Genomic DNA, 22,656 nt, shown 5'->3' with positions numbered 1-22,656 from the left:
CACTTGATGCTATCCATGATGCCACCTGCGGATGACTCAGCGGGCGGCGCCGCGGCGCACGGCCTGCTCCTGGGCGACCAGGGCGAGTCGCATGGTCTCGAAGGTGTGCTCCTGCGGGCAGGAGGTCTCTTCCCGGGTCCGGACGTCGTGCAGCAGGTCGTCGTAGTAGGTCAGCTCGACGTCGGAGCAGTCGATGTAACTGGTCTCGGACCCGTCGACGCAGAACAGGTGGTTGCCGCCCTCACGGCCGGCGAGGTCGACGTACTTGCGCAACTCCAGGTAGCCCTCGGTGCCGAGGATGATCAACCGGCCGTCACCCCAGGTCGGCAGGCCGTCCGGGGTGTACCAGTCGCAGCGGATGTAACCCTGCGCGGTGTCGCTGCGCAGCAACAGATCCCCGAAGTCCTGCAGTCCGGGCTGCTCCGGGTTGGCGTAGTTGGCGACCGAGCTGGCCACCACCTCGGCCCTGGTCGAGCCGGTGAACCAGAGGAACTGATCGATCTGGTGCGAGGCGATGTCGGCGATGATCCCGCCGTAGCGCTGCTCGGAATAGAACCAGTCGGGGCGATTGCTGCCGTGCCGATGCGGGCCGAGGCCGATCGTCTGCACGACCTGACCGATGCGCCCGGCCCGGACCAGCGAGCCGGCCCGGGTGACCGCGCGCACCCCGAACCGCTCGGAGAAGCCGACCGACCAGAACCGGCCGGTCTCGGCCACCGCGGTCCGGATCTCGTCCAACTGGGCGAGGGTGACGCAGCCCGGCTTGTCGACCACCACGTCCTTGCCCTGCCGCATCGCCTCGACCGCCAACGGACCGCGCTGGTCCGGGATGCCCGCGGTGGTGATCACCGCGATCGACTCGTCGTCGAGCAGTTCCCGCGCCGGCCGGCCGGGCACGTCGGGCCAGCGCTCGCGCGCCTGGTTGGCCACCGGCGAGGACCAGTCGTCGGTGGCCATCCCGACGAACTCGGCGCCGGCCTTGATCAGGCCGGCGATCTGGCCGAGGACGTGTCCGTGATCGAGTCCGATCGCGGCGAATCGGATCGGCGTGGGCGCGGAGGTCGAGGAGGTCATGGGGCTCAGTCTTCCGGGTTTGGAATTCGCTTTCCACAGTGGGTCTCGAGGCAGTGATGACCGGAATCCGGCGACGGTTCTCCGATTCGGTCCGAACCCGGCCGCTCTCGCCAACCGTTGCTGGATTCCGGTCACTCCTCCTCAGAAACTCTCGTCATAGGATCGGGTCATGAGTCCGACCCGGGATTTCCTCGCCGACGCGGCGACCGACGAGAGCTCGCTGCGGCGGTTCCTGCTGGGGCTGCCCGCGGTGGACCCGGTGGGGCTGGAGCTGCGGGCGGCCAATCTGGCCACCCGGTCGATCAAGAAGGCGTCGAAGCTCGCCGCGCTGGAACTGGCGATCTCGATGGTCGACCTGACCACGCTGGAGGGCAACGACACCTTGGGCAAGGTGCGCAACCTGTGCCGCAAGGCGATCCTGCCCGATCCGGAGCGGCCGGAAACCCCGCACGCGGCCGCGATCTGCGTCTACCCCGACCTGGTCGAGACGGCCGTGGCCGAGCTGGCCGGCTCCGGGGTCAAGGTGGCCAGCGTCGCGACCGCGTTCCCGTCCGGCCGGTCCAGCCTCGAGGTCAAGCTGACCGACACCCGGATCGCCGTCGCCGCGGGCGCCGACGAGATCGACATGGTGATCGACCGCGGCGCGTTCCTGGCCGGCCGGCACGGCATCGTGTTCGAGCAGATCCAGGCGATCAAGGAGGCCTGCGGCTCGGCCCGGCTGAAGGTGATCTTGGAAACCGGCGAGCTGGCGACGTACGACAACGTCCGGCGCGCATCCTGGCTGGCGCTGCTGGCCGGGGCCGACTTCATCAAGACGTCGACCGGCAAGATCTCCCCCGCCGCGACGCTGCCGGTCACCCACGTGATGCTGCAGGCGGTCCGCGACTGGCGCGACCTGACCGGCGAGCAGCGGGCGGTCAAGCCGGCGGGTGGGATCCGCAACGCCAAGGACGCGATCCGTTATCTGGTCGCGGTGAAGGAAGTGGCCGGGCCGGAGTGGCTGAGCCCGCACTGGTTCCGGTTCGGCGCCTCATCACTGCTGAACGATCTGATCATGCAACGCCGGACCCAGCTCGAAGGACATTACTGGGGCCAGAACTACGTCACGGTCGACTGAGGGAGTCTGAGCAGCATGGACTGGGAGTACGCACCGGCGCCGGAGTCGCCGAGCATAGCGGCCATCAAGGAGCGCTATCTGCCGTTCATCGACGGCGCGTTCGTCGAGGGCGGCGGCGACGACGTGAAGACGATCAACCCGGCCGAGGGCGAGCCGCTGACCAGCTACTCGACCGTCACCACGGATGATCTTGACACCGCGGTCAGGGCGGCCCGCAAGGCCTACGACCGGGTCTGGTCCCGGATGGACGGCGCGGAACGGGGCAAGTATCTGTTCCGGATCGCCCGTGGCATCGCCGAGCGGGCCCGCGAACTGGCCGTGGTCGAGTCGCTGGACAACGGCAAGCCGATCAAGGAATCGCGCGACTTCGACGTGCCGACCGCGGCCCAGCACTTCTTCTACCACGCCGGCTGGGCCGACAAGCTGCAGCATCTCGGGCTCGGCCCGGACCCGCGTCCACTGGGTGTCGCCGGTCAGGTTATCCCCTGGAACTTCCCGCTGCTGATGGCGGCCTGGAAGATCGCGCCGGCACTGGCGGCCGGCAACACGGTGGTGATCAAGCCGGCCGAGACCACACCGCTGTCGATCCTGGTGCTGGCCGAGATCATCGCCGACGCCGACCTGCCGCCCGGCGTGGTCAACATCATCACCGGCGCCGGCGGCATCGGCTCGGCGCTGGTCAACCACCCGGGGATCGACAAGGTCGCGTTCACCGGCTCGACCGCGGTCGGCCGGCGGATCGCGACCGAACTGGCCGGCACCGGCCGCAAGCTGACCCTGGAGCTCGGCGGCAAGGGCGCCAACATCGTCTTCGAGGACGCCGCCCAGGACCAGGCGATCGAGGGCATCGTCAACGGCATCTTCTTCAACCAGGGCCAGGTGTGCTGCGCCGGCTCCCGGCTGCTGGTCCAGGAGTCGATCGCCGAGGAGTTCATCGAGCGGCTGAAGGCCCGGGTGGAGACGCTGCGGGTCGGCCACCCGCTGGACAAGAACACCGACGTCGGCGCGATCAATTCGATCATGCAGCTGAACAAGATCAACGAGCTGACCGAGGCCGGGATCGCCGAGGGGGCCGACATCTGGCGCTCCTCCTGCCCGATCCCGGCCAAGGGTTACTACGTGACGCCGACGATCTTCACCGAAGCGACCCAGTCGATGCGGATCAGCCGGGAGGAGATCTTCGGCCCGGTGCTGACCACGGTGACCTTCCGCACTCCGGACGAGGCGATCACCAAGGCCAACAACACCCCGTACGGACTCTCGGCCGGCATCTGGACCGAGAAGGGTTCCCGGGCGATGGGGATGGCGGCGGCGCTGCAGGCCGGGGTGATCTGGGACAACACGTTCAACCGGTTCGACCCGGCGGCGAGCTTCGGCGGCTACAAGGAGTCGGGCTTCGGCCGGGAAGGTGGCCCGTCGGGCATGGCCGCGTACCTGAGCACGGACGACGAACCTCTGACCGGCGGGAAGTGATCATGGCCCACCTGGCGATTCCCAAGACGTACAAGCTGTTCATCGGGGGCAAGTTCCCGCGGTCGGAGTCCGGTCGCACCTACACCGCGACCGACTCCGATGGAGGGTTCATGGCCAACGCGGCACTCGCGTCCCGCAAGGACGCCCGGGACGCGGTGGTCGCGGCTCGCAAGGCGGTCGGACCCTGGGCCGGGGCGACTCCGTACAACCGCGGTCAGGTGATCTATCGCGCGGCCGAGATGCTGGAGGGCCGCAGCCGCGAGTTCGCGAAGTTGATCATGACCAGCCGGGGTGTCACCAACCGGGTGACGGCCGCGGAGGTGGAGACCTCGGTCGACCGGTTGGTGCACTACGCCGGCTGGACCGACAAGCTGGCCGCAGCCTTCGGCAGCTCCAATCCGGTCTCCGGTCCGTTCTTCTCCTACTCGGCGCCGGAGCCGACCGGGGTGGTCGTGATCTTCGCTCCGCACGACGCCCCGCTGCTCGGGCTGGTGTCGGTGGTCGCGCCGGTGATCGCCGGCGGCAACACGGCCGTGGTGGTCGCCGCCGAGCCGGATCCGTGCGTGGCGATCGCGTTCGCCGAGGTGCTGGCGACCTCGGATCTGCCGGGCGGCGTGATCAACATCCTCACCGGTCGGGCGGCCGAGCTGGGGACGCACCTGGCTGCCCACGCCGACGTCAACGGCCTGGACCTGACCGGCATCGTCGACCATCCGGATGATCATGATCTCCGGATCGAGCTGGAGCGGGCCGCGGCCCAGACGCTGAAGCGGGTCTACGTGCCCTCCGGCACGCCGGATTTCGCCGCGCCGCCGGGAACGGCCCGGATGCGCGCGTTCCTGGAGACCAAGACCGTCTGGCATCCGACCGGCGCGGTCGCCCTGACCACCGGGTCCGCCTACTGATCCGGCGCCCGCGCCGGAAGGAGTCTGGACAAGCCGCCTCGCCCGCGAGGACAATCGAGGCGCAGGCTCGGCTCGTTTCCCTTGCAGACCGGACATCGGTGTCCGGTGGCGTTGACGAGTGCTGCAGGTTGTGGTGGGGGCCATGGGGCGTCGGGGTTTGGCGGCAACGCCGGTGGTGGGCCGGGAGCGCGAACTCGCGGCTGCCGCGGCCGCCGTCAGCGCCATCCCGGACGGCCCGATCGCCTGCGTCATCCACGGTTCGGCCGGCATCGGCAAGACCACGGTGTGGAGCGAGGCGGTCGCCGCCGCGGAAGCCTCGGGCTATCGGTTGTTGATCTGCCGGCCGACCCAGTCCGAGGCGATGTTTTCCTTCATGGGATTGGGTGATCTGCTCGATCGACTGCCCGATCAGGCCCTGGCCGCGTTGCCCGCCGCGCAGCGCTCTGCCCTCGAGGTGGCGCTGCTCCGGGCCGACGGCGACGAGCTGGTGCCCGATCACCGGGCCGTCCGGGTCGGGGTGCTGGAGCTGATCCGGGCGATCGCGCGGGAGACGCCGATCATGATCGCGATCGACGACGCGCAGTGGCTCGACCAACCGACCGCGGCGGTGGTCGAGCACGTGGTACGGCGGTTGTCCGACGAGCCGGTCGGCGTGCTCGCCGCGCTGCGCGATGATCATGGCGTCGTCGTGCCCTGGGGTCTCAACCGGGCCTTGCCGCCGGACCGGTTCGTCCGGATCGGCCTCGGCGGCCTGAGTCTCGGCGCGCTGCACAACCTGGTCCGGGTCCGGACCGGACTGGCCCTGACCCGGCCCACCCTGCACGACATCGAACGGGCCTGCGAGGGAAATCCCTTCTACGCCTTGGAGATCGCCGGCGCCCTGGCCCGGTCGGGACGGCCGCTGCTGCCCGGTGATCAACTGCCGATCCCGGAGAATCTCAGCGAACTCGTGGTGCACCGGATCGAGGCGCTACCGCCGCCGGCCCGATCGGCGCTGGCCACCGTGGCGACGATGGTGCAGCCGACGATCGAGGTGATCCGGGCCGTGTTGATCACGCCGGAGGAACTCGAAGGTTTCGCACTGGCCGAGGAGGCCGGCATCGTCGAGGTGACCGAGGGTCGGGTCCGGTTCACCCATCCGCTGCTGGCCTCGGCGATCCGGACCGGCCTGTCCAGCAGCCACCGACGCCGGCTGCATCAGCGGCTGGCCACGGTGATCGACGACGTCGAGCAGCGTGCCTGGCACCTGGCCTGGGCGACCCTGGGCCGAGAGACCGACGTCGCCGCGGCGCTCGAGGCGGCGGCCACGTCGGCCCACGGCCGCGGCGCTCCCGGCTCCGCGGCCCAGTTCTGGGAACTGGCCGCGCTGCGGACGCCGGACGAGCAGCCCGCGATCCGGTTCCGGCGGCTGGCGGCGGCCGGCAGCTGCCTGTTCCACGCCGGGGACGCGACCCGAGCCCGGACGCTGCTCGAGGCCGGCTCCCGCGGCCTGCCGCCCGGACCGGACCGGGCCCGAGTGCTGGTGGAGCTGGCCGAGGTGATCTTCTATCAGGGCAACCCGCGCGAAGCGGTGGACCTCTGTACGGAGGCGTCGGCTGATGCCGGTGAGGACCGGACGATGCGGATCATCGCCGGCCTCTGCACCGCCTGGTACGCCACGCACGACGTCCGGGCGCAGTTGCGGACGATCGAGGCGACCCGGGCCCTGCTGCGCGAGGCGGACGCGACCGACGATCCGGAACTCTATGCCTGCGTGAATCTGATGGCCGAGTACTACCGCTTCTACAACGGGCTCGGGATCGACCGGGCCCGGGTCGACAGCCTGCACGACCTGATCCCACCGAACGGGCGGTCCTGGACCGCGGCCTGGGCCGGGATGGCCTGGCGGGGCATCGTCAAGCTGATCGATCCGCCGGTGGCGCTGGCGGCCTACGCGGCCAGTGACGAGCTGTTCCGATCGGTCGGCGACGAGGCGGCCGTGGCCACCACGCTGATGCACAGTGCCGAACTCGATTGCCGGCTCGGCCACTGGACCCGGGCCGAGGAGCAGGCGCTGCAGTCGATCGAGATCCTGGACCAGGCCGGGCAGTGGCGGTGGCGCGGATTCGCCTTGTACGCCAGGGGCCTGGTCGAGGCCCACCTGGGCGAGCTCGAATCCGCCCAACAGGCCGCCACCGAGGCGCTCGAGCTCGCCAGCACGATGGCGGACCCCTGGGTCTCCGCCATGCAGCTGGGCCTGCTCGGCTTCATCGAGTTCTCCCGGGATGATCTTGAACACGCCGACGACTACTACAGCTCGGCCGACGCGCTGATCGAGCAGATGGGCGTCGCCGAGCCGGCCCGGCACGCGTTCCACGGTGATCACTGTGAGGTGGTGATCGCCCGCGGCGACCTCGCCCGGGCCGGTCGGCTGCTGGCCCGGCTGGAGCAGCGCGCCGAGATCGCCCCGTACCCCTGGCTGGTGGCGATCACCGCCCGGTGCCGGGGCCTGCTCCGGCTGGCCACCGGTGATCTCGACGGAGCGGCCGAGGCCCTGGCCGCGGCGTTGCTGGCCCACGAGGACGTACCGCTGCCGTTCGACCGGGCCCGGACGCTGTTGATCAACGGTCGGCTGCTGCGCCGCCGGAAGGAGAAGCTGGCCGCGCGGCAGGCGCTGCTGGCCGCCCTCAAGATCTTCGCCGAGCTCGGCGCGCCGCTGTGGATCGCCAAGGCCAGCGACGAGTTGGGCCGGCTCGGCCTGCGCCGCGGCTCGGTCGGCGAGCTGACCCCGACGGAGGAACGGATCGCGAAACTGGTCGCCGCCGGCCTGTCGAACCGCGAGGTCGCTGCGTCGATCTTCATCAGCCCGAAGACCGTCGAGGCCACCCTCAGCCGGGTCTATCGCAAGCTCGGCATCCAGTCCCGGCACGGCCTCGCGACGTTCCGGTTTCCCGACCAGCGCCACCACGCGGCGACGCGGAACGGAACACCGGCCCGGTCCGGCGTTGTTCAAGATCACGAGTGATCAAGATCAGAGGGCCGGGCGCGGGCGACGGTGGGGGTAGGGGCCGGCAACTCGAGGGTCGTTCCCGGCTGCCGCACGGTGCCGGCGTACGTAGCGTTCGGACGTGGAAGCCATCGTGGAGGCGTCTGGGGATCCCGTCGAGACGCGGCGCGAGCTGTTTCTCGTCGAGAGCTACGTCCCCCTGACGAGTCCTTCGGTGGTCTCCTCCGTTCTGGCTCAGCTGAGTGATGCCGCGCAGGCGTTGCAGTCCGAGCAGGAACGGGTGTGGGTGCGGCTCTGCATTGCTCTTCCGGCCGACGAGACCTGTTTCTACGTCGTCGAATGCGGGGCCATCGAATCCGTCCAACGGGTCTTCGCCAGGGCGGCGATCTCGTACGAACGGATCGTGACGGCATTCAGGGTCGATGCCGATCGGCCAGACGGATCGAAAGGACCGTAGACATGTTCACCGCCCAATTCTGGAAGGCCACGGCCGAACGCGCCATCAAGACGTTCGCCCAGGCCCTGCTCGCCATCCTCGGCGCCGGCGGCGCCAAGCTGCTCGACGTCGACTTCGTCGGTGGGCTGCTCGCCGCCCTGATGGCCGCCGTCATCTCGGTGCTGACCTCGATCGTCGGCGGGGCCACCCGCCAGGCGCCGTCCTGGGGCCCGGAAGACCTGAAGCCGCGCGCCGGCGCCCCGGCCCGCTGACCGGACGGGACCGGTCGTGGACCTTGATCAACTCACCGCGCCCGCGGCGGCACCGGGTCCGGTCGAAAGCGCGAGCGCCGAGCTGATCGGCTGGCTCTCGACCGTCACCGGATCGCTGGTCCAGCCGACCAGGCCGACCGGGCCGACCCCGGAACAACCGGAGCCGGCCCTGTTCGCCTGGCCGATCGGACTGCTGCCGGAACCCGAGGCCCGACCGGTCGGAGTCCGGCCGCCGTTCCGGTTCCGGGTGCGGCACCTGGTGCTCGCCGTGGGCCCGGATCAGCCGGCCGCTCGGCTGCTCGACCGGGTGTTGATCGCCGCCGTTCAGCCGGGCGCGCCCGAGGTGCGGCTCGATCCTTTGCCCGCCGACCTCTGGACCGCCATCGGCCTCGCGCCACGGCCGGTCCTGATCTTCGACGTCGCCGCGCAGGTCGCCCGCATCGTGCCGGAGCCGGCGCTGGTCCGGCGGCCGCTACGGATCGAGGACACCGCGATCCGGGCCCTGCGCGGCACGATCATCGGCCCCGAGGACGTGCCGATGGCCGATCTTCGGGTCGAGGTGACCACGACCGGCGCGTACGCCCACACCAACAGCCGAGGCGAGTTCGGCATCAGCAACGTGCCGGCCCAGGACCGGATCCGGCTCCGGATCAGCGGCAAGGGCCGGCGGTACGAGACCGAGGTCGACTCCCGGGGCACCGACCACCCCATCATTCGCTTCGACCTCGAGGAGGTCTGAGAAGATGCCGAACTACCGAGCTCCCGGAATCTACGTCGAGGAGGTGCCGGGCGGCGCCCGCCCGATCGGCGCCGTGGGCACCAGCACCGCCGCCTTCCTGGGCGTCGCGCCCGACGGCGGAGCCAGGCTCAACGAGGCCGTCGCGGTCAACAACTGGTCCGACTTCCTGCGCATCTTCGCCGGCCAGGAGGACCTCGCCAGCACCCCGCTGGCCCTGTCGGTCTACGGCTTCTTCGCCAACGGCGGCGGCCGCTGCTACGTGGTCAACGTCGGCCCCGGCAATCCGATCGCCGGCGGCGGAAGGCGTCGCTCCGGCATCGATCTGCTGGACGCCATCGACGACATCTCGATCGTCGCGGCGCCGGCCCAGGCCGACCCGGCGTCCTGGGAGGCGCTGCTCGGACACTGCGAACGGCTCGGCGACCGGATGGCGATCCTCGATCCGCCGGCCGGCCAGCACGACGTCGACGCGTTGATCAAGGTCGCCACCCCGACCGCGGGCGGTGGCGGTCGGCGCGGCGGTGGGGCGGCGGCCGAACGGGAAGCGGGTGCGGAGGCCGAGCCGGCCGAGGCCGAGACACCGGCTCCGCTGGACGGCGGCCGGCCGCGGCAGTCCGACTACGGCGCCCTCTACTTTCCCTGGCTGCGGGCGTACGACCCACTCAGTGGCGAGGTGGTCGACACCCCGCCGTCCGGGCACCTGGCCGGCGTCTGGGCCAGGACCGACACCGAGCGCGGCGTGCACAAGGCGCCGGCCAACCAGCCGATCGCCGGCGGCGTTGTTGATCTTGCCTACCGGGTCACCCGGCAGGAGCAGGAGGTGCTCAACCCGGCCGGGGTGAACTGCATCCGCTTCTTCCCCGAGACCGGCATCCGGGTCTGGGGCGCGCGCACCTTGGCCGCCGAGGCCAGCGAATCCCGCTACCTCAACGTCCGCCGGCTGATGAACATGCTCAAGGAGTCGATCGCCGAGGGCACCCGCTGGATCGTCTTCGAACCGAACGACGCCTTCCTCTGGGGCTCGATCAACCGCGAGATCAGCAACTTCCTGACCCGGGTCTGGCGCGACGGCGCGTTGTTCGGCCGGACCGCGCGGCAGGCGTTCTTCGTCAAGTGCGACGAGGAGACCAACCCGCCCGAGGTCCGCGATGCCGGCGAGGTCGTGGTGCTGATCGGCGTCGCGCCGGTCAAGCCGGCCGAGTTCGTGGTGTTCAAGATCAGCCAGTCGATGGCTGGCACCCAGACCGAAAGGATGGAGGGCTGACATGTCCGAGCCCGCAGCTCCCGCCAGCCAGCCGGGCGTCTCGGTGGATCCCTACCGGGCGTACAACTTCAAGTTGTTGATCAACGGCGTCACCGAGGGTCACTTCACCGAGGTCCGCGGCCTCGGCGTCCAGATCGAGCGGATCTCGTACCGGGAAGCGGGCACGAACACCGTCGTCCGCGCCATCCCGGGCCGGGTGACCTATCCCCCGGTGAAGCTGTTGTACGGGCTGACCGACTCGACCGAGCTGTGGCAGTGGCTGTCGATCGGCCGGGTCAACCGGCGCAACCCGTCGATCGTGATGCTCGATCCGAGCGGCACCACCGAGGTGCTCCGCTGGAACCTGGCCAACGCGTGGCCCGAGGCCTGGTTCGGCCCGGACCTGGACGCGATGAGCCGCGAGCTCGCCATCGAGTGCCTGGTGCTGGCCCATGAAGGCATCGAACGGGTGGGGCCGAGTGGCAGCGCGACGCCGGCCGGCTGAACTCGGCGGCGGGCCCCTCCGACGGATCACGGCGCGACGGCTCACGACCTGGCTGGCGCGGCGGTTGCGGTCGCTCGCCGGCGCGGTCCAGCGCGCCGCCGCGAACCTGTCCGAAGAGCCGGTGCCCGAACCCCGCGAGGGTCCGCCGGAGCACTGGCTGGAGTTCGTCCGCCGCCGCGGCGGCCAGTGGCCGGGCCTCGACCTCGGCCGCCCCCCGACGGCCGGGGACCCGTCGGTTTTTCGCGTTAACGTGAGGAACCGTCGCTTCATGAACGTTGCAACCTTCATAAAGCGTCAGGAACGTTCATCAAGCTCGGGGGACGAAACCTGGCCGGCCGATCCGGGAGTGGCGGGCTCCGACGCGGGCCGGGCCGCGATCACCCCAGCGATTGATCGGCAACAGCAGGATCAGGACGTACCGGTGTCGGGGGCGGCGCCGTCGCGGCCGCCAGGGGGGAAACGGGACCGGCCCATGGGGTGGCCGGATCCGTCGGACGCAGCGTCGTCCGCTGGCGGCCCGCGACGGCGCGGGTCGACGGTCCTGCCGACGGTGCGAGAGGTCCTGGGCAGCGTCGTCCGCCGGGTCGGCCCGCCGCTGTCTGCGGTACGTCCGGCGACGGCACTCCCCCGCCCCGCTCGACCGGTCGGCGACCCGGTCCGGCGAACCAGCTCGGTCCTCGACCCGGGACCACGGCTCCATCCGGGTCCGTTCGAGTCACCGAGCCGTCCCGATGATCATGACCGGCCGAGGTCAGCTGATCATGACCGGTCGGATGATCATGGCCGGCGCTCCGAGCGGGCTTCGGCGTCCCGACGGTGGGGATCGGCGCCGCCGCAGCAGACCCGGCCCGACGACGATCGTTGGCCGCCGCTACCGGCCGACCGTCCCGTGATCATCACCGGCCGCCCGGTCGCGTCGACCGAATCACCGGCCCGCCCGGCCGCGGAGTTCGGGCCCGCCGGCCACGCCCGGTCGGCGGTACGGCAGCCGACCGACGCCTCGGCAGCCGACCTGGGAGCGGCGACCGCTCCCTGGCCGGAGTTGCCGGACGACGCGGTGCTCTGGCAGGCGCCGCGACCGCAACACTCGGCGGAGCGGATCCGCCGGCTCGACGCCGAGCAGCGGGGTGCCTGATGGAGAAGGTGGCCTTCCTGGTGGACGAGACCGGGGAACGGATCGACTGTCTGCTGAATCCGGAGTCGTTCGAGGTCAGCCGGCTGGCCGGGGTCCGGCCACGGGGCACGGCCAGCGGTCGGCTGGTCGGCACCGGGCTGGCCGACGACCCGCTGCAGTTCACCGGCGGCGGCCGGACCACCCTGGTGCTCGATCTGCTCTTCGACGTCGACTTCGTCGAGGAGGGCAAGGTCCGGCCGACCGACGTGCGGACGCTGACCCGGCGGCTCTGGATGCTGGCCGAGAACTCGGCCGAGGAGGCCGGCTCGGTCCGACCGCCGCTGGTCCGGCTGGTCTGGGGCAAGACCTGGAACGTGCCGGGCGTGATCATCGCGGTGGCCGAACGGTTCGACGTGTTCGACCCGTTCGGCACTCCGCAGCGATCCTGGCTGCGGATGAAGCTGGCCCGGGTGGCGGAGTCGGCCGCGGCGGCTCAGGAATCGTTCGAGGCCGAGCTGGCCAAGGCCGGGCCGACGACCAACCCGGCGCTCGGCGGCGGCGCGGTGCCGGCGATCGGCGACGGCAGCAGCGAGGGCGGGTACGCGGGCGTCCGACTTGATCAACTCGCCTGCGACGGGCTGGGCAGTCCGTTTCAGTGGCGGTTGCTGGCCGACTACAACGACATCGCCAACCCGCTCGAGGTCGCCGCCGGCACGGTGCTGGCGATCCCGCCGCTGACCGGCGGCGCCCAGCCGGCCGGCGGGCAGGCGACGGAGACCCCGGCGCCGCCGATCATCGGGTCGCAGCAGCCGGCGCCGGGCGGAGGAACTCAACCATGATCACCGGCGCGATCGCGAGGGTCGACCTGACGGTCGGCGGCGGCCCGGTGCGGTCCGAGCTGGGCAGCCGGCTGGCCTCGGTCCGGGTCGCTCACCGGTTGTCCCAGCCGACCCAGTGCGAGCTCTGCTTCGTCACCGCCGGCGGGCCGGCGGCCGAGCTCGACGAGTTCCCGATCGGGTCGGCGTTGGAGGTCCGGCTGGTCGGTGGCCCGGGAGCCCTGTTCGACGGCGAGGTGACCTGCCTGGAGCTCGAGCACGGCCCGGACGGCGAGGCGATGCTCCGGATCCGGGCGTACGACCGGCTGCACCGGCTCCGCAAGCGCCAGCAGCTCCGGGTGTTCGAGTCGGTCACGGTGGCTGAGTTGGCGACGGCGTTGACCGCTGATCTTGGGCTGGCGGTGGTCGCCGACGATCCCGGGCCGGTGCAGGACCGGGTCGTCCAGCACCGCCAGAATGATCTTGACCTGCTGGCCGGACTGGCCCATCGCAGCGGCCGCTACCTGGCCCTGGACGGCACCGACCTGCGGCTGATCACCCTGGCCGGGTTCGGCGACAGCGTGCCGCTGGCGCTGGGCAAGACCCTGCTCGAAGCCCGGGTCGAGGCCAACCTCGATCGGCTCTGTGATCGGGTTACCGCGTTCGGCTGGCACCCGCAGCAGGCGGCGAGCCTCGAGGAATCGGCCGCCGGTGCGCGGATCGGGCGGCTCACCGGCTACGAACCCCGGCTGAGCGACGTCGGGGTCGACGGCCGGCGCTACCTGGTTGATCAACCGGGGCGCAGCCCGGACGACCTGACCGAGGCGGCGCAGTCCATGATCGACCGCGCGGCCGGTGGCGCGTTGATCATCAGCGGGGTGGCCGAGGGCGACCCCCGGTTGCGGGCAGGCGCGGTGATCGAGGTCGACGGGCTCAGTGCCCAGCTGTGCGGCGACTACGTCCTCTGCGAGACCGTGCACACCGTCGACGCCACCGGCTATCTCACCTCGTTCTCCAGCCAGCCGCCGCCGCCCCCGCCGGACGAGGTGGGCAGCACCCTGACGCTCGGCCTGGTGACCGACGTCGACGACCCCGACGAGACCGGCCGGGTCCGGATCTCCCTGCCCGGGCACGGAAATCTCGACGCCGGCTGGTTCGGCGTGGTGTGCCCGGCGGCCGGGCCGGACAAGGGCATCGTCGCGTTGCCCGGCGTCGACGACACCGTGCTGGTGGCGTTGCCGCACGGCGAGCCGGCGGCCGGCGTCGTGCTCGGCGGGCTGTACGGGACGGTGCGACCACCCGATTCCGGCGTCGTCGACGGCGCGGTCCGGCGCTGGTCGCTGCGGACGCCCGAAGGCTTGTCGATCATCCTCGACGACGCCGCCCGACAGCTCCGGATCGCCGACCGGACCGGCAGCTTCGTCGACCTCAGCCCCGAGCTGGTCCGGGTGCACGCCGAGGCCGCCGACCTGGTGATCGAAGCTCCCGGCCGGACCCTCACGTTGCGGGCCAAAGCGGTCGAGTTCCAGCAGGCCGTCGACGTCTCCGACGCCCACCAGCCGTCCGGTTCCGGAGGTGGTCAGCTATGAAGGCCGTGACCGCGGAGGCGATGATCAGATGCGGCCACGACGGCCGGATCACCAACGAGCCCAGTCAGCGGTGGGTGACGATCGAGACCGTACCGATCTTGGTCGACCACGATCCGGAGGGCCGCAAGATCATCGCCTGCCCCAACTTCGGGCCGACCATGAAGCCCTGCGCCAAGACCCTCGCGGTCAAGCAGGGCTACAGCACCTGGGTCATGATCGACAACCATCGGATGGTGCTGTCGCACCTGGACGGGCTGACCGACGGCACCGTCCCGGGAACCGTGCACTACCAGGTGCGCGATCCGGGCCAGCACTTCGTGGAGGTCGACCGATGACGAGCCGCAATCGCGCCTTTCGGTTCGTCGGCGTCGGCTGGGACAGCGACGCGACCGGGCTCACGCTGACCGCGACCGGCGGGGTGTCCATGATCGACGGCGACGAGTCGATCCGGCAGGCGATCCTGCTGCTGCTCTGCACCACCCCGGGCGAGCGGCTGATGCGGCCGCAGTACGGCTCGCACCTGCACCGGCTGATGTTCGCCCCGAACGACCGGACCAACGCCGGGCTGGCCATGCACTACGTCCAGCAGGCGATCGAACGCTGGGAGCCACGGGTGGAGATCGTCGAGCTCGACGCCGAGGCCAATCCGGAGCTTGCCAGCCGGCTGGACATCCGGCTGATCTACCGGGTCCGGGCCAGCCTGGCGACGGCGGAGATCAACTTCCCGCTGGACCTCGACGAGCGCCTCGACCGGACGGCGCCGGACGCTGCCGGGGTGATCGGATGAGCCTCCCGGTGCCCGACCTCGATGATCGCCGGTTCCTCGACCTCGTCGCCGAGGCCCGCCGGCGGATCCAACAATCGACGCCGGCCTGGACCGATCTGTCGCCGCACGATCCCGGGATGGTCCTGGTCGAGGTCTTCGCGCACCTGACCGAGATCATGATCTATCGGATCAACCGGCTGCCGGAGAAGGCGTACGTGGCCTTCCTCAACCTGCTCGGCGCCAGCCGGCACCCACCGTCGGCGGCCTGGGTCGACCTGACCTTCAGCCGGGTGACGCCCGGAGCCTCGATCGAGCCGGTGCCGATCCCGGCCGGCACTCGGGTCGCGGTCGCCCGCGGCACCGATCCGGAGCCGGCGGTGTTCGTCACCGCCGAGTCGGCGGTGCTGCCGGCCGGGGCTGACGAGGTCATCGTCCGCGCGCACCACTTCCAGCCGATCGACGGCGAGTTGATCGGGATCGGCACCGGCCAGCCGGAGCAACGGCTGCAGGCCGGCACGGTCCCGATGATCACCACCGCGGAGCCGGTTGATCATCTGCTCGGCGTCGAGGTCGACCGGGACAGCCTGGCCGAGGGCGCCACGGCTCGTGAGTTCGGCGGGAAGACGTACGAGATCTGGCAGCACGTGACCAGCTTCGCCGAGGTCGGACCGGACGCGCGGGCCTATCTGCTCGACCGGAGCACCGGCGCGATCACGTTCGCCCCGGCCCTCGACCTGCGGCCGCGGAACGGCCAGCCGATGATCACGCTGGCCGCCGTTCCGCCCACCGGCAAAGGGATCCGGCTCTGGTATCGCACCGGAGGTGGGGCCGCGGGCAACGTCGCGGCCGGCCGGGTGACCAACCTGCGCGACCCCGTCCCGGGCGTCCGGGTGAGCAACTCGCAACCCGCCCGCGGCGGCCGGGAGCTGGAGCCGATCGAGTCGGTGATGGCTCGCGGCCCGCACGAGTTCTATTCGCTGCGCCGCGCGGTCACCGCGCGTGACTTCGAGCTGTGCGCGACCGCGGGCTCGGGTTCGATCGCCCGGGCCAAGGCGTTCACCCGGGCCAGCCACTGGTCGTTCGCCGAGGCCGGTGAGGTCGAGGTCGTGCTGGTCCCGCACGTCGGCGCCGAGGCCCGGCCCGGTTGGCGGCTGCCGCTGCAGGTGCTGGTTGATCATCAGGTGCCCGACGCGCGGGCGCGGACCGAGCGGGACCTGAACGACCGCCGGGCCCTCGGCACCAGTTGTCTGGCGTCCTGGGCACGCTACAAGGCGGTGTCGATCGAGGCCCGGGTGATCGTCCGGTCCGAGGAGGATCTGGATGCGGTCCGGAACCGGATCCATGATCGACTTCGGCAGATCCTCAGCCCGCTGCCGACCCCGTTGAACCCGACCGGCTGGCCGTTCGGCGAGCCGCTGCGGGCGTCCAACGTCTATCGCCTGCTCGAGCAGGCAGAGCCGGGCGTGCGTTATGTCGAGGACGTCCGGTTCGTCGTCGAGGAGGCCCCGGACCAGCGGGTACGGGCGGTGGCGGCCGACCCGAACCAGGGCAACACCTGGTTCGCGGCCTGTGGCGAGGTGCTGTTCCGCTCCACCAACGGCGGCGTCGGCTGGGAGCCGGCCGGCCGGTTCCCCGGCGAGGAGACCCGGCGGGTCGAGCCCGCCCCCGCTCCGGTCCGCCCCGGCATGACCGCCCATCCGGGCTGGGTCGCCGTGATCACCCGGCGGGCCGACGGCGCCGCGTCCGGCGTGCACCTCTCCACCGACCTCGGCGAGACCTGGCTCAAGGTAGCCGAGCTGCAGGCCGGGATCTCCGACCTGGCCTGGATCGACCGCGGCGGCGCGGCCGCGTTGCTGCTGGCGACCGACGTCGGACTGTACGAGCTGGCCCTGATGCGCGGGGCCGTGCCGTTGCAGGTGATCGTCGATCCGGCCGACCCGGACCGCGGCTTCTACGGCGTCCGGGCCTTCGTCTCCGAGCACGGCGTGGTCGGCGTCGCGGCCGCCGCGCAGGCCCAGTTCGGCGTCTATCTGTCGACCCAGGGCGGCCGGGCCGGCAGCTTCGGCAAGATCGGGTTGGACGGCGTCGACGTACGCACCCTCGACGTGCAGTTCGACGGACCGGCGACGGTGCTCTGGGCCGGCAGCGGCGAGGCCGATCTGAGCCGGCCCGGGTCGGGCTGCTTCCGGGCCCGGTTGTTCGAGAGCAACGTGCGCTGGGAGCAGCTGGCGAGCGGGTGGGGCGGCGGCACCTGCTGGTCGCTGGCCTTCGTCGGTGCGTCGGCGTTCGCCGCGACCCAGAGCGGCGGCGTGCTCCGGCTGGACACCGCCGCGCCCCAGCCGGTCTGGGACGCGCCCGAGGTCAACTGCGGGCTGCCGCTGCGGGACCGGCCGCGATTCGAGGCGGTGGAGACGATCGCCGCCGCCGGTCCGGATGATCCGGTGATCGTCGGCAGCCCGCGCGGGATCTATCGCAGCGTCGAGGCCGATCGCTGGCTGCCCTCGGCCAACCGGGAGACCCGGGACGCGGTCACGGTGCCGGACACCTGGCTGCTGGTGTCGGGCGAGCACCGGATCGAGGTGAGCCGTGCAACGAAAGATCATTGAGCGGCTGCTGCCGGCGGCGTACCAAAGGGCGGTGACGCCGGGCAGCGTGCTGGCCACGCTGCTCGAGGTGATGGAGGGCATGCTCGAGCCCGACGACGCGCTGCTGGAGATCGTCGACGAGCTGTTCGCGCCGTATCGGACGACCGACCGGTTGGTCGCCTTCCTGGCCGGCTGGGTGGCCCTTGATCATCTTCGGCCGGCCGCCGGCGCCGCCGTCGCTCCCGGGCGGCTGCGCAACCTGGTCGCCGAGGGTCCGCTGTTGGCGCAGTGGCGCGGCACCCGGTGGGGGCTGCGCCGGTTCCTCGAGGTGGCGACCGGGGTCACCGGGTTCGGCATCGACGAGCCGCAGCAGCCGCGGTTCCACTTCGTGATCACCGTGCCACCGGCCGCCGTCGGTGATCTTGAGCTGATCCGACGGATCGTCGAGCACGAGAAGCCGGCACCGACGACGTACGAGATCCGCCTGGCAGGTGAGGAGCAGCCACGATGACAACCGAATGGGTGGTGGCGGCCGGGGCCGAGCGACTCGGCCTGACCGCATCCGGGACCGCCGAGCAGCCGGGCCCGAGCATCGGCGAGCTCACGTTCACCGTCACCAATCCCGGTCCGGTCGAAGATCGGGTGGTGTTCGAGATCGTCCCCGGCGACGGCGCGAAGCGACCGTGGTTCACGGTGGACGAGCCGCAGCGACTGGTGCCGGGTGGTCAGTCGGTGACGTTTCTGATCAAGGTCTCGATCCCTGCCGGCGAACCCGCCGGACCGTTCTGGGTGCAGGGCCGGGTCTATTCCGCCGACACCGCGCCGGAGGAGAGCTCCCGGGTCAGCGGCCGGGTCACCGGCGAGATCGCCCCGACCAAGATCAAGAAGTCGAAACCGTGGTGGCTGCTGGCCGTGGCCGCGCTGGTCGTGATCGTGCTCGGGGTGGTGGGCTGGCTGGTGTTGCGACCGGGCAATCGCCCCGTCCCGGCGCTGACCGGGCTGACCGAGGAGCAGGCCCGGCAGAAGCTGCTCGACTCCGGACTGACCCTCGGCCTGGTGCAGCGACGACATCAGGCCGGCAGTGAGCGTACGGTGATCGAACAGTCGGTCGGCGAAGGAGCGGAAGCCGCGTCGGGCTCGCCGGTCGACGTGGTGATCACCATCCGGCTGACCGCGCCGGCGCTGCAGACCCCGCAGGACCACCAGGAATTCCCGAAGGACGCCAAGGCGCCGGTCCTGCAGTGGCAGGCGGTGCTGGACGCGGCCGGCTACAACATCCGTCGAGAGCGGGAGATCTGCACCGGCGGCATCAACTCGACCTGCTTCTTCCAGGTGATCACCAACGCCAACCAGGTCGGACCGGCGACGTCGTGGGATCCAGTCGGCGAGCAACTACCGCCGATCCGCGGGATCGCCCAGGCGACCGGGCTGGTGCGGTGGCAGATCACGGCCCTGGACGACTTCAAGGACCCGGGGCCGAGCTCGGGTCCCTTCGAATACTGGATCCTGAAGTTCTGAGATGAGCACCGGTCAGAAGGTCGCCGTCGCCGTGCTGGTGCTGCTGATCCTCGCCTTCGTCGTGGCGGTCGTGCTGCCCGGGCGTACCGGCACGGGCACCGGGTCGGCCGGTGACGCGGCTGCACGCTTCCGAGACCTGGTCACCGCGCCGGCCATGGTCGAGCGCTCCGAGTTGATCACCGACTGCTTCCAGGGTGATCAACTCGTCTTCGCCGGCGCCTGCACGCTGTGGGTGGCGCCGAGCACGCAGGGCCTGCGACTGCTCCGGCTGCGCCCCGATCAACCGATCGAGCTCGAGGCCCCGGCGCCGCGGGTCGACGACTTCACGATCGAGGCCGAGCTGGATCCGGGCCAGGAGATCTCGATCGCCGTCGACGAGCGCGGCGGCGAGATCGAACTCGATTGCGAGGCCGCCGGCAACTGCATCGTCCGGTTCCCGTGAGTGTTGCAGCCGGATGAGGGTGAGGAGAGACGATGACAACCGCATGGGTGATCAGGGCCGCTGCCGAACGGGTCGAGCTGGTCCGGTCCGGGACCGCGGAGCAGCCGGGACCGAGCACCGGTGAGCTCACCTTCACGATCACCAATTCCGGGCCGGTGGAGGACCGGGCCGTGTTCGAGATCGTGCCCGGCGACGGCGCGAAGAAGCCGTGGTTCACGGTCGACGAACCGCAGCGGCGGGTGCCGGGCGGGCAGTCGGCGACGCTGCTGATCAAGGTCTCGGTGCCGGTCGAGGAACCGGCCGGTCCGTTCTGGATCCAGGGCCGGGTCTATTCCGCCGACACCGCACCGGAGGAGAGCTCTCGGCTCAGCGGCCGGGTCTCCGGCGAGGTGACCGCGGTCAAGATCGACAAGCCGAAACCGTGGTGGCTGCTGGCCGTGGCCGCGCTGCTCGTCATCGTGCTCGGCGTGGTGGGCTGGCTGGTCCTGCGCCCGCGCGAGCCGGAACCGGTGGCGGTGCCCGGCCTTGCCGGACTGTCCGAGGAGGAGGCGCGGGCAGCGCTGGCCGGAGTCGGGCTGCAACTCGGCACGGCCCTTCGCCGGCACCGGCCGGGCGCCGACCGAACCGTGATCCAGCAGGCGGTGCCCGAGGGTGCTCCGGTGCCACCGGGCAGTGCGGTCGACGTCGAGATCGGGGTGGTGCTCGCCGCACCGCAACTGACCGCGCCGGCGAACGGGGCCCAGCTGATCGGACCGAAGGCGCCGACCCTGCAGTGGGCCGCAGTGCCGGACGCCGCGTTCTACACCGTGCGCCGGGAGGTCCAGGTCTGCAGCCCGGTCCAGAATCCGCCGTGCCACTACGAGCTCGGCTCGACCGCCAACGTCGCCGGCACGACCGCCCCCGGCACGATCGGCCGGGCCCGCAAGGGCAGCAGTGGCTGGGTCCGGTGGCAGATCACCGCGCTGGACGACTTCAAGGATCCGGGCCCGACCTCGGACTACTTCACCTATCGCGTCGTCCAGAAGTTCAAGTGATCGCGGACCGTGGAAGGAGGCCGGGTCGATGGACACCTTGCGGCTGCCGTTCTTCATCCTGGCCATCGTCGCGGCCGCTCTGATCATCCTGGTGGAGCTCGGCTCCGCGCTGATCCTCGGCGGGGACTCGGCGGGCTCGAGCCTGTTGCTGGCGATCGACGGGCTGCCGGCCGCGCCGTCGGACGCGTCGAGCATCGACGAACCGCCGGGACGGGGCATCGGCTATCTGGCCCTGGTCGACGTGATCATGCTCTACACCGTGTTGCTGATGGGCGCCGGGCTGCTGTTGCCGGACCGGCTGCACGGCCGGCTGCAGGGCATCGTCACGCTGATCGGCTCGATCGTGTTGATCATCGTCGCGTTCACCTTCGCGATCATCGCGCTGATCGAGCTGCTGATCATGCTGGCGCTGCTGGTCGCGACCCCGTTCGGCACGATCGCCTATCTCGCCCTGTGGGGCTTCTTCCCGCGCGGGGACGCGGCGGTGCTGCTGTCGCTGTTGATGTTCCTGAAGATCGTCTTCGCGGTGCTGCTGGTGCTGGCCCAACAGCGGTTCCTGCAGAACAAGGGGCTGGTCCTGATCATCCTCACCTCACTGCTCTGCAACGTGATCCTGGCCTTCCTGCACGGCCTGGTGCCGATCATCCTGGTCAGCATCGTCGACGACCTGGCCGCCGTCCTGTTCGGGATCATCGCGATCATCTGGGGCCTGATCCTGCTGATCGGCTCCATTCCGGCGGTGGTCAAGGCGATCCGGGCCACCGTGAGTTCGGCGGCCCGCCGCGGCTGATCACGACGACATGATCAGGCCAGCTCGGCGTACGTGCGATCGAGGGCGTCGGTCAGCCCGGTGGTGACGTCGGCCGCCCCGGTCGGACCGAACAGCGACACGTAGCTGATCGTGTTGCCGAAGCGCAGCACCCGGGCCCGATACCACCAGGTGTCGCCGGCCCCGGTCCCGCCGACCGGCATCCCGATCAGGTAGCCGAGCCGGCGGTTCGGGTGCGGTCCCGGGTCCACGGCGAGCCGGCCGAGCTCCCAGGATTCCAGGCAGAGCGGGTTGCGCAGGGCCTCCTCGATCTGGGCGAACAGCTCCGCCGCGGCCGCCGGCGACGCGAACAGCACCGCCGACACCGTCACCCGAGCCGTGTCGCCCGGCACCCGCCCGGTCACCTCCACCCCCGGCAGCCCGCCCGGTCCGTCGACGTCCACCAACCCGCGCAGCGCGCCGCACGCGTCGGCACCACTGCTCGTCTCGGGAGCGGCCACCATCGAGCGCAGCCGGCGGTTCTCCAGCTCCAGCCGTTCCAGGGCGGCCCGGACCTGGTCCTGGGTCAGCGACGCCTGCTCGGCGGTCCAGATCGGCCGGACCACGATCGCGCCGGCCGCGATCACGGCAACGATGACGGCCGCCATCATCGTGATCACCGCGGGCCGCAGCCACCGCCAGTCCCGCAGCCGGGGCGGCCGCCGCCCGAGCTCGAGCCACTCGCCGGTCTCGTCCGCCGGCTCGCGAGCCTGCTCGACCTCCGACCGCACCACGCCCACCACCTCCTACCCCATTCTCCGTCCCCGCGGCGCCCGACGTCCCCAGCCACGGATTCGTTCCGTTCCCGAGCCGAGCTCGTTCCGTTCCCTGAGCCGAGCTCGTTCCGTTCCCTGAGCCTGTCGAAGCGTCGTCCTGAGCCCGTCGAAGGGGCAAGCCAGTCCGCGCCGTTCTCCCGGGTTTCGGCCTGGCGGCCGGGAAAGACGCAGCAAGGACGGGCGGGGTTCGCGGTCGGTGGCGGATCGCGGCCGGGTGCCGGTCGGAGTGATCGTGTGCGTGGACTTCGAGTCAGGATCGCCAGGATTCGGCGGTGCCGTTCGGCGTTCGGGGCGGCCCGGAGCTGTTTGGGCCGCTGGGGTGCTTCGGGTTCATCGAGTGTGACCTTTTCGACCTCGATCGTCGGGCAAATTCATACGGTCGAGACAACATTCGTGTCGAGAGCGGAGTTGTTGGCGATGGTGAAGTTGTTTCCGGTGGGGACGCGGGATCGGTTCATT

The 22,656-nt window shown here is 71.0% G+C and carries 23 protein-coding genes; 21 read left to right on the top strand and 2 right to left on the bottom strand.

Annotated features, from left to right (window positions below; translation table 11 throughout):
* Nucleotides 1-36 precede the first annotated feature (36 nt).
* A complete protein-coding gene (locus FNH24_RS15420; protein ID WP_152363104.1) occupies nucleotides 37-1,074 on the bottom strand; it encodes a Gfo/Idh/MocA family protein in 1,038 nt (345 codons plus the stop codon).
* A gap of 169 nt (nucleotides 1,075-1,243) precedes the next feature.
* Here FNH24_RS15420 and deoC point away from each other — a divergent pair, with 169 nt between their 5' ends.
* From deoC to FNH24_RS15320, 20 genes are all read left to right on the top strand, one after another.
* On the top strand, nucleotides 1,244-2,191 hold the full coding sequence (gene deoC, locus FNH24_RS15415) for a deoxyribose-phosphate aldolase (RefSeq protein ID WP_152363103.1): 948 nt from the start codon (nucleotides 1,244-1,246) through the stop codon (nucleotides 2,189-2,191).
* Between the two features lie 15 nt (nucleotides 2,192-2,206).
* Nucleotides 2,207-3,664, top strand: a complete 1,458-nt coding sequence (locus FNH24_RS15410) for an aldehyde dehydrogenase family protein (protein ID WP_152363102.1) — start codon at nucleotides 2,207-2,209, stop codon at nucleotides 3,662-3,664.
* 2 nt (nucleotides 3,665-3,666) lie between these two features.
* Nucleotides 3,667-4,569 (top strand): aldehyde dehydrogenase family protein, encoded by a 903-nt coding sequence (locus FNH24_RS15405; protein WP_152363101.1) that lies wholly within the window; start codon nucleotides 3,667-3,669, stop codon nucleotides 4,567-4,569.
* 142 nt (nucleotides 4,570-4,711) lie between these two features.
* On the top strand, nucleotides 4,712-7,573 hold the full coding sequence (locus FNH24_RS15400) for a helix-turn-helix transcriptional regulator (protein ID WP_152363100.1): 2,862 nt from the start codon (nucleotides 4,712-4,714) through the stop codon (nucleotides 7,571-7,573).
* Nucleotides 7,574-7,676: 103 nt separating this feature from the next.
* Complete coding sequence (locus tag FNH24_RS15395) at nucleotides 7,677-8,012, top strand: hypothetical protein (RefSeq protein WP_152363099.1); 336 nt, start codon at nucleotides 7,677-7,679, stop codon at nucleotides 8,010-8,012.
* A 2-nt stretch (nucleotides 8,013-8,014) separates the two neighbouring features.
* Nucleotides 8,015-8,263 carry a holin gene (locus FNH24_RS15390; RefSeq protein ID WP_152363098.1) on the top strand — a complete coding sequence of 83 codons (249 nt, stop codon included), beginning with the start codon at nucleotides 8,015-8,017 and terminating at the stop codon, nucleotides 8,261-8,263.
* 16 nt (nucleotides 8,264-8,279) lie between these two features.
* The gene (locus tag FNH24_RS15385) at nucleotides 8,280-9,002 is read left to right on the top strand and encodes a carboxypeptidase-like regulatory domain-containing protein (protein WP_152363097.1); all 723 of its coding nucleotides are present in this window, start codon (nucleotides 8,280-8,282) and stop codon (nucleotides 9,000-9,002) included.
* Nucleotides 9,003-9,006: 4 nt separating this feature from the next.
* Entirely contained in the window at nucleotides 9,007-10,266 is a 1,260-nt protein-coding gene (locus tag FNH24_RS15380) for a phage tail sheath C-terminal domain-containing protein (protein ID WP_152363096.1), read from the top strand.
* Nucleotide 10,267: 1 nt separating this feature from the next.
* Nucleotides 10,268-10,750, top strand: a complete 483-nt coding sequence (locus FNH24_RS15375; protein WP_152363095.1) for a phage tail protein — start codon at nucleotides 10,268-10,270, stop codon at nucleotides 10,748-10,750.
* A gap of 550 nt (nucleotides 10,751-11,300) precedes the next feature.
* Nucleotides 11,301-11,885, top strand: coding sequence for a hypothetical protein (locus FNH24_RS15370; RefSeq protein ID WP_152363094.1), 585 nt, complete (start codon nucleotides 11,301-11,303; stop codon nucleotides 11,883-11,885).
* Complete coding sequence (locus FNH24_RS15365; RefSeq protein ID WP_217428247.1) at nucleotides 11,885-12,703, top strand: CIS tube protein; 819 nt, start codon at nucleotides 11,885-11,887, stop codon at nucleotides 12,701-12,703. Before FNH24_RS15370 ends, FNH24_RS15365 begins: the two co-directional genes overlap by 1 nt.
* Nucleotides 12,700-14,268, top strand: coding sequence for a phage baseplate assembly protein V (locus FNH24_RS15360; RefSeq protein ID WP_152363093.1), 1,569 nt, complete (start codon nucleotides 12,700-12,702; stop codon nucleotides 14,266-14,268). The genes FNH24_RS15365 and FNH24_RS15360 overlap by 4 nt, the downstream gene beginning before the upstream one ends.
* Entirely contained in the window at nucleotides 14,265-14,603 is a 339-nt protein-coding gene (locus FNH24_RS15355; RefSeq protein WP_152363092.1) for a hypothetical protein, read from the top strand. Before FNH24_RS15360 ends, FNH24_RS15355 begins: the two co-directional genes overlap by 4 nt.
* Entirely contained in the window at nucleotides 14,600-15,055 is a 456-nt protein-coding gene (locus FNH24_RS15350; RefSeq protein ID WP_152363091.1) for a GPW/gp25 family protein, read from the top strand. The genes FNH24_RS15355 and FNH24_RS15350 overlap by 4 nt, the downstream gene beginning before the upstream one ends.
* Nucleotides 15,052-17,640 (top strand): baseplate J/gp47 family protein, encoded by a 2,589-nt coding sequence (locus tag FNH24_RS15345; protein ID WP_152363090.1) that lies wholly within the window; start codon nucleotides 15,052-15,054, stop codon nucleotides 17,638-17,640. Before FNH24_RS15350 ends, FNH24_RS15345 begins: the two co-directional genes overlap by 4 nt.
* A complete protein-coding gene (locus FNH24_RS15340; RefSeq protein ID WP_152363089.1) occupies nucleotides 17,621-18,130 on the top strand; it encodes a phage tail protein in 510 nt (169 codons plus the stop codon). Before FNH24_RS15345 ends, FNH24_RS15340 begins: the two co-directional genes overlap by 20 nt.
* Nucleotides 18,127-19,137 carry a Stk1 family PASTA domain-containing Ser/Thr kinase gene (locus FNH24_RS15335; RefSeq protein ID WP_152363088.1) on the top strand — a complete coding sequence of 337 codons (1,011 nt, stop codon included), beginning with the start codon at nucleotides 18,127-18,129 and terminating at the stop codon, nucleotides 19,135-19,137. The genes FNH24_RS15340 and FNH24_RS15335 overlap by 4 nt, the downstream gene beginning before the upstream one ends.
* Before the next feature lies 1 nt (nucleotide 19,138).
* The gene (locus tag FNH24_RS15330) at nucleotides 19,139-19,579 is read left to right on the top strand and encodes a hypothetical protein (protein WP_152363087.1); all 441 of its coding nucleotides are present in this window, start codon (nucleotides 19,139-19,141) and stop codon (nucleotides 19,577-19,579) included.
* Nucleotides 19,580-19,611: 32 nt separating this feature from the next.
* Nucleotides 19,612-20,613, top strand: coding sequence for a PASTA domain-containing protein (locus tag FNH24_RS15325; protein WP_152363086.1), 1,002 nt, complete (start codon nucleotides 19,612-19,614; stop codon nucleotides 20,611-20,613).
* A 28-nt stretch (nucleotides 20,614-20,641) separates the two neighbouring features.
* Nucleotides 20,642-21,403: a hypothetical protein gene (locus FNH24_RS15320; protein ID WP_152363085.1), complete on the top strand. Its 762-nt coding sequence runs from the start codon at nucleotides 20,642-20,644 to the stop codon at nucleotides 21,401-21,403.
* Between the two features lie 14 nt (nucleotides 21,404-21,417).
* On the opposite strand, the gene FNH24_RS31470 is transcribed toward FNH24_RS15320, so the two are convergent.
* Nucleotides 21,418-22,155 carry a hypothetical protein gene (locus tag FNH24_RS31470; protein ID WP_161606148.1) on the bottom strand — a complete coding sequence of 246 codons (738 nt, stop codon included), beginning with the start codon at nucleotides 22,153-22,155 and terminating at the stop codon, nucleotides 21,418-21,420.
* A gap of 314 nt (nucleotides 22,156-22,469) precedes the next feature.
* Here FNH24_RS31470 and FNH24_RS31970 point away from each other — a divergent pair.
* On the top strand, nucleotides 22,470-22,656 hold a 187-nt coding region (locus FNH24_RS31970), incomplete at its 3' end, for a hypothetical protein (protein WP_217428246.1).

It is taken from the genome of Microlunatus speluncae (assembly GCF_009299835.1).
GTDB classification, from domain to species: Bacteria; Actinomycetota; Actinomycetes; order Propionibacteriales; family Propionibacteriaceae; genus Microlunatus; species Microlunatus speluncae.
The sequence above is the reverse complement of the archived record's forward strand: the minus strand, read 5'-3'. Positions and strand labels throughout refer to the sequence as shown.

Bases quoted from the DNA above. Each gene is read 5' to 3' on its own strand.
- FNH24_RS15420 (WP_152363104.1), bottom strand. From the start codon at position 1,074: ATGACCTCCTCGACCTCCGCGCCCACGCCGATCCGATTCGCCGCGATC.
- deoC (WP_152363103.1), top strand. From the start codon at position 1,244: ATGAGTCCGACCCGGGATTTCCTCGCCGACGCGGCGACCGACGAGAGC.
- FNH24_RS15410 (WP_152363102.1), top strand. From the start codon at position 2,207: ATGGACTGGGAGTACGCACCGGCGCCGGAGTCGCCGAGCATAGCGGCC.
- FNH24_RS15405 (WP_152363101.1), top strand. From the start codon at position 3,667: ATGGCCCACCTGGCGATTCCCAAGACGTACAAGCTGTTCATCGGGGGC.
- FNH24_RS15400 (WP_152363100.1), top strand. From the start codon at position 4,712: ATGGGGCGTCGGGGTTTGGCGGCAACGCCGGTGGTGGGCCGGGAGCGC.
- FNH24_RS15390 (WP_152363098.1), top strand. From the start codon at position 8,015: ATGTTCACCGCCCAATTCTGGAAGGCCACGGCCGAACGCGCCATCAAG.
- FNH24_RS15380 (WP_152363096.1), top strand. From the start codon at position 9,007: ATGCCGAACTACCGAGCTCCCGGAATCTACGTCGAGGAGGTGCCGGGC.
- FNH24_RS15375 (WP_152363095.1), top strand. From the start codon at position 10,268: ATGTCCGAGCCCGCAGCTCCCGCCAGCCAGCCGGGCGTCTCGGTGGAT.
- FNH24_RS15365 (WP_217428247.1), top strand. From the start codon at position 11,885: ATGGAGAAGGTGGCCTTCCTGGTGGACGAGACCGGGGAACGGATCGAC.
- FNH24_RS15360 (WP_152363093.1), top strand. From the start codon at position 12,700: ATGATCACCGGCGCGATCGCGAGGGTCGACCTGACGGTCGGCGGCGGC.
- FNH24_RS15355 (WP_152363092.1), top strand. From the start codon at position 14,265: ATGAAGGCCGTGACCGCGGAGGCGATGATCAGATGCGGCCACGACGGC.
- FNH24_RS15350 (WP_152363091.1), top strand. From the start codon at position 14,600: ATGACGAGCCGCAATCGCGCCTTTCGGTTCGTCGGCGTCGGCTGGGAC.
- FNH24_RS15345 (WP_152363090.1), top strand. From the start codon at position 15,052: ATGAGCCTCCCGGTGCCCGACCTCGATGATCGCCGGTTCCTCGACCTC.
- FNH24_RS15335 (WP_152363088.1), top strand. From the start codon at position 18,127: ATGACAACCGAATGGGTGGTGGCGGCCGGGGCCGAGCGACTCGGCCTG.
- FNH24_RS15330 (WP_152363087.1), top strand. From the start codon at position 19,139: ATGAGCACCGGTCAGAAGGTCGCCGTCGCCGTGCTGGTGCTGCTGATC.
- FNH24_RS15325 (WP_152363086.1), top strand. From the start codon at position 19,612: ATGACAACCGCATGGGTGATCAGGGCCGCTGCCGAACGGGTCGAGCTG.
- FNH24_RS15320 (WP_152363085.1), top strand. From the start codon at position 20,642: ATGGACACCTTGCGGCTGCCGTTCTTCATCCTGGCCATCGTCGCGGCC.